At 34.9% G+C, this 6,065-nt stretch carries 8 protein-coding genes and 2 pseudogenes; 8 read left to right on the plus strand and 2 right to left on the minus strand.

The annotated features are described in order from the left end of the window. Positions 1-44: 44 nt before the first annotated feature. Entirely contained in the window at positions 45-206 is a 162-nt protein-coding gene (locus tag ACODS7_RS01120) for a YvrJ family protein (RefSeq protein WP_000393336.1), read from the plus strand. Positions 207-236: 30 nt separating this feature from the next. On the opposite strand, the gene ACODS7_RS01125 is transcribed toward ACODS7_RS01120, so the two are convergent. Beyond that, positions 237-1,013 carry a 3-hydroxybutyrate dehydrogenase gene (locus tag ACODS7_RS01125; RefSeq protein ID WP_048563878.1) on the minus strand — a complete coding sequence of 259 codons (777 nt, stop codon included), beginning with the start codon at positions 1,011-1,013 and terminating at the stop codon, positions 237-239. A gap of 196 nt (positions 1,014-1,209) precedes the next feature. Between ACODS7_RS01125 and ACODS7_RS01130 the strand changes: the two genes are divergently transcribed. The 4 genes and pseudogenes from ACODS7_RS01130 to ACODS7_RS01145 form a co-directional block, all read left to right on the plus strand. Continuing rightward, on the plus strand, positions 1,210-1,542 hold the full coding sequence (locus ACODS7_RS01130) for a PadR family transcriptional regulator (protein ID WP_000107977.1): 333 nt from the start codon (positions 1,210-1,212) through the stop codon (positions 1,540-1,542). Beyond that, complete coding sequence (locus ACODS7_RS01135) at positions 1,542-2,309, plus strand: DUF1129 domain-containing protein (protein WP_050844470.1); 768 nt, start codon at positions 1,542-1,544, stop codon at positions 2,307-2,309. The genes ACODS7_RS01130 and ACODS7_RS01135 overlap by 1 nt, the downstream gene beginning before the upstream one ends. 12 nt (positions 2,310-2,321) lie before the next feature. Beyond that, positions 2,322-3,083, plus strand: coding sequence for a DUF1129 domain-containing protein (locus ACODS7_RS01140; RefSeq protein WP_016080419.1), 762 nt, complete (start codon positions 2,322-2,324; stop codon positions 3,081-3,083). 12 nt (positions 3,084-3,095) lie between these two features. Then, positions 3,096-3,245, plus strand: a pseudogene (locus tag ACODS7_RS01145) (DNA-binding protein); the annotation flags it as partial. A gap of 15 nt (positions 3,246-3,260) precedes the next feature. Here ACODS7_RS01145 and ACODS7_RS01150 read toward each other — a convergent pair. Then, positions 3,261-3,878: an ImmA/IrrE family metallo-endopeptidase gene (locus ACODS7_RS01150; RefSeq protein WP_000371606.1), complete on the minus strand. Its 618-nt coding sequence runs from the start codon at positions 3,876-3,878 to the stop codon at positions 3,261-3,263. Positions 3,879-4,052: 174 nt separating this feature from the next. Between ACODS7_RS01150 and ACODS7_RS01155 the strand changes: the two genes are divergently transcribed. The 3 genes and pseudogenes from ACODS7_RS01155 to ACODS7_RS01165 all read left to right on the plus strand — a co-directional run. Next, on the plus strand, positions 4,053-4,346 hold the full coding sequence (locus ACODS7_RS01155; protein ID WP_000288330.1) for a DUF3928 family protein: 294 nt from the start codon (positions 4,053-4,055) through the stop codon (positions 4,344-4,346). 108 nt (positions 4,347-4,454) lie between these two features. Next, positions 4,455-4,904, plus strand: a complete 450-nt coding sequence (locus ACODS7_RS01160; protein WP_002005651.1) for an NUDIX hydrolase — start codon at positions 4,455-4,457, stop codon at positions 4,902-4,904. Between the two features lie 139 nt (positions 4,905-5,043). Further along, a pseudogene (locus ACODS7_RS01165) lies at positions 5,044-6,012 on the plus strand (acetyl-CoA C-acyltransferase); the annotation flags it as partial. Between the last annotated feature and the right edge of the window lie 53 nt (positions 6,013-6,065).

Below are 6,065 nucleotides of genomic sequence, written 5' to 3' on the forward strand. Positions count from 1 at the left end.
TGCATTGTTTTCTCTTACTTATATAATGAAAGGAGGAGAAGAGGATGGAAGAGTGGATCAAGATGATAGGTAATGTAGGGTTTCCAATTGTTGTAACATTATATTTACTCCACCGTATTGAAAGTAAATTAGAGGGGGTAATTGTTGCAATTGAGAAGCTCCCGCGGCAATTACTAAAGTACGAAGATCCTCGCGATAAAAAATAAAGTTTGCTCTTCTTGAGCAAACTTTATTTTTTATTGAGCAGTATAGCCACCATCGATAACGACAGCTTGACCAGTTATACCTTTAGCTTTTTCACTCGCTAAAAACATAGCATAATCAGCGATTTCTTGTACTTGTAATAAGCGCTTTTGTGGGACGAGTGGATAAATAACATCTTCTAAAACATTTTCAAGTGGTACATTTCGTGTAGTAGCTAAGTCTTGTAGTTGATTACGTACAAGAGGGGTATCGACATAACCAGGGCAAAGGGCATTAACAGTAATACCATGCGTAGCACCTTCTAAAGCGGCAACTTTTGTTAATCCAATTACGCCATGTTTTGCACTATTGTAGGCAGCTTTTCCAGCAAACCCGACAAGGCCGTTAATAGAAGCGACATTAATAATACGACCATATTTTTGTTGTTTCATAATCGGAAAGGCATGCTTAATTGCGATAAACGGAGCAATTTGCATAATTTGAATTAGTAGCTCAAACTTTTCAGTTGGAAAGTCTTCAATGGGTGAAACGTGTTGCATTCCTGCGTTGTTAATTAATATATCTAATGAACCGAAATGACTAACTGTTTGAGAAATTGATGCTGTAATTTCCTCTTCAGATGTAACGTCACATTTTAAACCGGTAGCTTGAAAACCTTCATTTTGTAATTGTTCAGCAGCTTCTTTCGCACGTTCTTCAAGACGATCAGTAATCACAACTTTTGCACCTTCTTTTGCAAAAGCACTTCCCATTTCATATCCAATACCACTCGCAGCACCTGTTAAAAAGACAACTCGATTTGTAACCATGATGAAAAACATCCCTTCATAATAAAGTTTTCATAGTGCTCTATTTAGAGAGGTTATAATGAAATTCCTGCAAACATTTGGAAAAAATATCGTTAGCTATCTTGTTTTGCAAAATAGTCTTTGCTATACTATTTTGTAAAGCAAGATACTTACGCTTATCTATCTTGTAAAACAAGATAGTAGGAGGATTTGAATTATGTCGACAAGTCAAATGTTGAAAGGGATTTTAGAAGGATGCTTACTTGCTATTATTTCTGAAGGCGAAATATACGGTTATGAAATGAGTGAAAAGCTAGCAAAGTATGGTTTTACAATGGCGAGTGAGGGAAGTATTTATCCGTTATTAATACGAATGCAAAAAGAAGGACTAATAACAAGCGTAATGAAGGAATCGCCATCTGGTCCAAAGAGAAAATATTATACATTAACAGAAAAAGGCGAGGAAGCACTTGATGAATTTATGGATCGCTGGGAAGCGATGCAAAGTAGTGTAGAACGTCTACTTGAAGGGAAGGGAAGGAGAAAATAATGTTATCAAGTGAAGCTCGAAAGTTTTTGTTAGATATGAGATTATTTTTGACGGCAAAGAGTGTGAAAGAAAGTGATATTGAAAACTTTTTAGAAGATGCAGAATTGCATTTAATAGAAGGTGAGAGTGAGGGGAAGCGTGTAGAAGATATTTTCGGAAGCTCACCGAAAGAATATGCAAATGAAATTGTAAAAGTGATGGAAAGAGATAGACAGGAAACGTGGAAGCAAATTGGTTTTACAGTAATGAATATCGTATCGTTTTGGATTATTGCTTCTATCTTAATAGTGAATAATGGAATGTTACAGATTTCACTTATGCAGTGTATCGGTTACAGTTTTTCATTGATTTTAGTTGTTATGGGTCCTAATTTTCTACTTCGCAAAATGGCCTTCGTCACAAGCTTTACAAAAACATGGTTTTCCATGTGGTCTTTAGTTATGATTGCTCCATTGTTTTTATTAGGAGCTGTTACGATATTAGATGTGATATATCCTACAAAAATGCTCACATTCACCGAAGTCCAAAGTTATATATTAGCTGGTGGGATTTTTATCATCACAGTAGCTATAAATATATATTTTGAAGGATGGTTTAAAAACTTATATTTAATCATTCCACTTTCTATTATGTTACTGTTTAAAACATTTACATCGGAAGATCTTATGCCAATGCTATTTCAAATTATATGTTTATACGGAAGTTTGTTTATTTTGATTTTCCTTGAAATTATGATGAAGACGAATAGAAGAGAAATGGTTAAATAAAGGGGGATTATCATGAAGATTTCTAAAGAAGGAGAAAAGTTTTTAATTGATACGAAAGTATATTTAATAACTAAGGGAATTAAAGAAGAAGATGTGGATGCTTTTCTAGAAGATGCAGAGCTTCATTTAATAGAAGGTGAAAAAAAGGGGAAGACGGTAAGGGACATATTTGGTGACTCACCAAAAGAGTATGCGGAAGAGTTAGCTAAAGAGATGGAGAAGGATAAAGGTGGGAGTATAAAAAGTATCTTAGGAATGATAATTGGGATAGGCGGATATTGGTTACTTACAAATATTTTATTTGGAAGTCCGGATCAACAATTTACGTTAACGAATGTACAGTTAATCGGTTATCCTATCGTTTTAATCATTACGATTATCGGAACGATTGTTGCATTTAGAATGTCTTCTTTTAAAAGTAAATTGGCGGAATTTGGAATGATTTATGTGATAGTAATGGTTCCTATTTTATTATTGGTGTTATTGATGTTTATGAATAAATGGTATGGGACGCCTATTTTACAATTGTCAACAATGCAAACATATATATTAGCAGCAATTATCTTTTTATTACTTCTTATTGGTGAAGTATATGTTCTTGGTTGGATGGGTGTTTTTGTATTAATTGTTCCTCTTGCGATTATGTTTTTATTTAAAGACTTAGAAGAAAGAAATGTATTTTGGGGAATTGCAAAGGTCTTACTTATGTATGGAAGTATATATGGATTAATGAGATGGTCTTTAAAAATTGAAGAAAGAAAAAGTGTGAACTAGAAATTCAATAAAAAGCGGCTGCTCTGGATATACAAAAAATTATTTCCAAAGAAATATTATATAGGGATTTTTAGAGGGATTACATTTACATTTACATTTAGTTGTCTATTTTTATTTCTAGCAGCCGGGATTTGGTTTGTTGATTGGAACAAGTTGTTTTAAACAGTAACATGAAGGTTACTGTTTTTTTCTTTGTAGTAAAGAGCTTTGTAAAGAGAGCGCTTTTTGTTCTGTTGTTAATAAGGAATGAATATGAACGTTTTCTGGACGAGGGACTATCGGATACATAAGATTTGTTGGAGAAGGGTGGTGCTCCGAGCCGGTTGGAGAATGAGGATCTGCATGAGTAAGTTTTCCATGAATACGTCTTGTAAATAAAATATGACCGATTTCGTGAGCGAGCGTATATATATTTTTCATAGGGGCAGCCGAATTTGTTAAAACGATATAGCCAGTAAGTTGCTGTTGTTTTGCTAAAGAATAAGCGCAGGCAATTACTGCTGTTTCTTTGAAATAATCACTGCCAATATAACAAATATAAAGGTCGCATTCAGGAGCTTCATTTACACATGTTTGGAAAAAGGATGCCAATTTTTCTTGACTTTGAATGGAATTTTTATAACTGATTTCACGGTCAAAAAAACGGAAAAGTTCATTTAATACAATTACTTCTTGAATTTGAAATGTAATGGGGTGCCAAATTGATTCTGCAACAGCTAAATCTTTTGCGATGCGGTCATCAGAAATATCGGCGCCGGGAGTAATACAAATACATATATTGACGTATGGATCCATAAGGAACACCTCAAATGAAAAAAGTTCTTCCTATAATATATGTGGGAAAAAGATGTCATGTATGGATAAACGCCTTCTTTATTGAATATATAGATGACAAGTCGAAAAAATTTCATAGTTCTATAACATGGTATGGTCGTCTTTTTGATATAGTAAAGGAAAGGGGGAGAATATATGTATACATTAAAAATCGTTTCAGACAGAGAAGCACTTTATCAATTTGCGAGTTATGTAAGAGTTGTACAAGGGGTTGAAGATGTATATGTAGAGGTGGGAGAACCTTTATATGAACATCCTTTAATGAAGTTTTATGTACATATTAAGCTGAAAGAAACATATGAGCAGCATAAAGCGTTACAGGAAATAGCAAGATTAGTAGAATTGGGTCGTTTTACATATGTCCATTATCGTAATGATGAAATTGAGGAAGCTTTTGAAGCTGTAAAATATGAAAGTTTTAAGAAATAAAGATGAAAAAACGGAGGCGAAAGCTTCCTTTTTTTCTTTAAAATTACATGAACAAAAAGAGAGAAATTTTGTTATGATAAGGGAGGTTAGGGAAAGGGGAATTTACATATGGGGTATATTGAAGAGTTACGAAAAGTCGTTGGTACAAGACCGCTTATTCTCGTAGGATCAGCAATCATTATATTAAATGATAAACAAGAAGTATTGCTTCAATATCGTTCAGATACATATGATTGGGGTGTACCTGGCGGGGCGATGGAACTGGGTGAAACGACAGAAGAAACGGCACGTAGAGAGTTATTTGAGGAAACGGGGTTAACTGCAAAAATAATGCAATTTCTTGGTGTTCTATCAGGAAAAGAAGTATATTTCCGTTATCCGAATGGCGATGAAATTTTCAATGTCATTCATCTGTATCAGGCACATCATGTGAGCGGGGAATTAAAGCTCGATCATGAAGGGTTGAAACTTCAATATTTTCCAGTAGATAAGTTGCCAAAATTGAATGAAACGACAGAGAAAATTTTGCAAAAGTTTTTATATGCACTGACAGAATAGAAGGTTAATTCCTTCTATTTTTATTATATGAAATATTTTGATTTTTTAGTATGTTTATAGTATGATAGTTATAGATATACATCTTATGGAATTTCACCTAAAAACTTACTAGGGTACATAAGAGAGGGGCAAGTACAAAATGCATAATGTTGTTATTACAGCTGCAGTTCGTTCGCCAATTGGAACTTTTGGAGGAGCGCTAAAAAATGTAACGCCAGTAGAATTAGCTGTTCCTGTACTTCAGGAAGCTGTAAAACGAGGCGGGGTAGAACCACATGAAGTTGATGAAGTAATTTTAGGTCATTGTATTCAAAGAACTGATGAAGCAAATACGGCGAGAACAGCTGCATTAGCGGCAGGATTTCCTGACACAGTTACGGGATATACAATCCAACGCCAATGTTCTTCAGGTATGCAAGCAATTATGTCAGCTGCAATGCAAATCCAATTAGGTGTAAGTGATGTTGTTGTTGCAGGTGGAGTAGAAGCGATGAGTTCGAGCCCTTATGCATTGAAACAGCACCGCTGGGGACAACGTCTACAGCACGGAGAAATTCGTGATACGGTGTGGGAAGTGTTAGAAGATCCGATTCACCATATTATGATGGGTGAAACAGCGGAAAATTTAGTTGAACAATATGAAATTACAAGAGAGGAACAAGATGAAGTTGCGCTTCGTAGTCATACACTAGCACTACAAGCAATCGAGTCTGGACACTTTGACGATCAAATTGTTCCTATTACAATAAAAGAACGTAGAAAAGAAGTAGTATTTTCGAAGGATGAGCATCCACGTGCAGATATTACAGCTGAGAAATTAGCTGGATTGAAGCCGGCATTCCGTAAAGATGGATCAGTAACTGCAGGGAACGCATCTGGTCTTAATGACGGGAGTGCAGTTCTAGTATTAATGAGCGAAGAAAAAGCGAAAGAAAAAGGTTTACAACCGTTAGCTAGAATTGTTGGATATTCAGTAGCTGGGGTAGATCCGAAAATTATGGGTATTGGACCAGCACCAGCAATTCGTAAAGGTTTAGAAAAAGTGGATTGGTCATTAGAAGATGCAGATTTACTTGAAATTAATGAAGCTTTCGCGGCTCAATATTTATATAAGTTCCGTTTAATGTTTTAACATCGATAAAAGTGTCTATACTGCTTATT

The sequence above is a fragment of the Bacillus sp. FG16 genome (assembly GCF_057809515.1).

Excerpts from the sequence above, each read along its gene's own strand:
- ACODS7_RS01130 (WP_000107977.1), top strand. The coding sequence starts at position 1,210 with ATGTCGACAAGTCAAATGTTGAAAGGGATTTTAGAAGGATGCTTACTT.
- ACODS7_RS01135 (WP_050844470.1), top strand. The coding sequence starts at position 1,542 with ATGTTATCAAGTGAAGCTCGAAAGTTTTTGTTAGATATGAGATTATTT.
- ACODS7_RS01155 (WP_000288330.1), top strand. The coding sequence starts at position 4,053 with ATGTATACATTAAAAATCGTTTCAGACAGAGAAGCACTTTATCAATTT.
- ACODS7_RS01125 (WP_048563878.1), bottom strand. The coding sequence starts at position 1,013 with ATGGTTACAAATCGAGTTGTCTTTTTAACAGGTGCTGCGAGTGGTATT.
- ACODS7_RS01160 (WP_002005651.1), top strand. The coding sequence starts at position 4,455 with ATGGGGTATATTGAAGAGTTACGAAAAGTCGTTGGTACAAGACCGCTT.
- ACODS7_RS01120 (WP_000393336.1), top strand. The coding sequence starts at position 45 with ATGGAAGAGTGGATCAAGATGATAGGTAATGTAGGGTTTCCAATTGTT.
- ACODS7_RS01150 (WP_000371606.1), bottom strand. The coding sequence starts at position 3,878 with ATGGATCCATACGTCAATATATGTATTTGTATTACTCCCGGCGCCGAT.
- ACODS7_RS01140 (WP_016080419.1), top strand. The coding sequence starts at position 2,322 with ATGAAGATTTCTAAAGAAGGAGAAAAGTTTTTAATTGATACGAAAGTA.